Raw genomic sequence first — 1,444 nt, 5'->3', positions numbered from 1 at the left:
CCATTTTTTGCGACTTTCTCGATAGAAATCCTCTAGTAATAGTCTTTTACGAGATTTAGCCCAATTATTAAAATCTGTCCTTGTCCAGAGAAAGTGATTATTATCAATTAGGGTTATAGCACAGTCTAAATTGAGATTTTTGATTAATCTAAGAAAAGGCAAATCATTAGGCATCATTATCTGTAATTCTTTAATACCTAATCGCTTAATCCAAGCAGATAAAATCGGTTCAAAATCTTCAGCAACTTCGTAGGTTACAGACCATCCTAAAGTTTTTAATTCTTCGGCAAAATGACGCATCGCCGACCAGATTAAAACTAATTTTTGCCGATGATAGGGTCTTTGTCGAATATGATTGTGGGATTCAATTAAAATAACTGGTGTTTCCTGTGAATAGGCTTGACAATTAGCTAAGGCCGCTTGTCCTGTCCATAATTGATCCCCTAAAATCCAAATACCAATGGTCATAATTATCTCATGGCCTCTACTATTCCGCCGTATTTTTTAGCCATAATATCCGCCATTTCCCGAGCAGAAAATTTACTGGCTTTGTCGATGCTGGGGGTAAATGTACCCGTAGGGGTTAAATAATGGGTAAATACCCCGACTTTTTTGCTAATAATCCACATATTTCTTGAAGTCAAAAATCAAAAAGGGGATGGTAATTATGAATTATGAATTAGGAATTATGAATTAGGAATTGGGGAGATGGGAAAAAAAGCTGTCTCCTGACTCCTGAATACTGACTCCTATCTCCTGACTCCTGATTAGGTTTTTGTCCTAAGACTTTGGGCGCTTAGATAAAGTTGCGTCCATTCTTTGACCACTTGTGTGCGTTTACAGTTTAATTCGCCAGCGATTTCCTCAAGGGTTTTACCCGCTTTTAAGCCCTCGATAACGCTTTTACCCGTGGGAGAAAGACCAGCATAGTAACTTTGCCATTGACTGAGAGTTAAGCCAAAATTATGCTCTTTCGGGCTGATTTGTAACCATTCAGCGATTAATTCTGTCCCTTCCTTGAGGGCAAAAACCTTAATCGCATGATAGCCAACTTTTTCCCGGAGACGATAGATCTGTTGGATGGGAATATTCATCTCTTTGGCGATCTCATCTTGGCCTTGGCCCCCTAGATAGAGGTTAAACCAAGTCACCGCCTCCGGACTAACATTTTCCTCTAGATACCTAGCAAAACTCTCTTGAACTTTTGCCCGTTGAATTTGCGCTTCTTGACAAGTGCGTTGATCTTCGTAGGTAGCGATCGCATTTTGATCCAGTAAACTTAAGCTAGTTTCCCCCTCATCGTCACTAATTTCATCGGAGAGAATCCGGATCATTTCTTGCCGCGGCACATTAGTGATACCGCTTCTCGATTGACGACGGAGATAATTAACAAAACGATAGGCTAACAGGGGTTGATTGCGGATCGGACGCAGAGCGTATTCCT

Annotated in this window: 2 protein-coding genes and 1 pseudogene; all 3 read right to left on the bottom strand. The window is 40.4% G+C overall.

Going from position 1 to position 1,444, the window contains the following annotated elements; all coding sequences use genetic code 11:
• Positions 1–468: cryptochrome/photolyase family protein (locus tag PX484_RS05520; protein ID WP_288103098.1), on the bottom strand; the 468-nt coding region annotated here is incomplete at its 3' end.
• 2 nt (positions 469–470) lie between these two features.
• A complete protein-coding gene (locus PX484_RS05515; protein WP_002739601.1) occupies positions 471–629 on the bottom strand; it encodes a hypothetical protein in 159 nt (52 codons plus the stop codon).
• Positions 630–767: 138 nt separating this feature from the next.
• Positions 768–1,444: pseudogene (locus PX484_RS05510) on the bottom strand (HetZ-related protein 2); the annotation flags it as partial.

Origin of the sequence: Microcystis sp. M49636_WE2, assembly GCF_030065375.1 — a bacterium.
GTDB lineage: Bacteria > Cyanobacteriota > Cyanobacteriia > Cyanobacteriales > Microcystaceae > Microcystis > Microcystis aeruginosa_C.
This window is presented reverse-complemented; position numbering and strand designations above follow the sequence as displayed.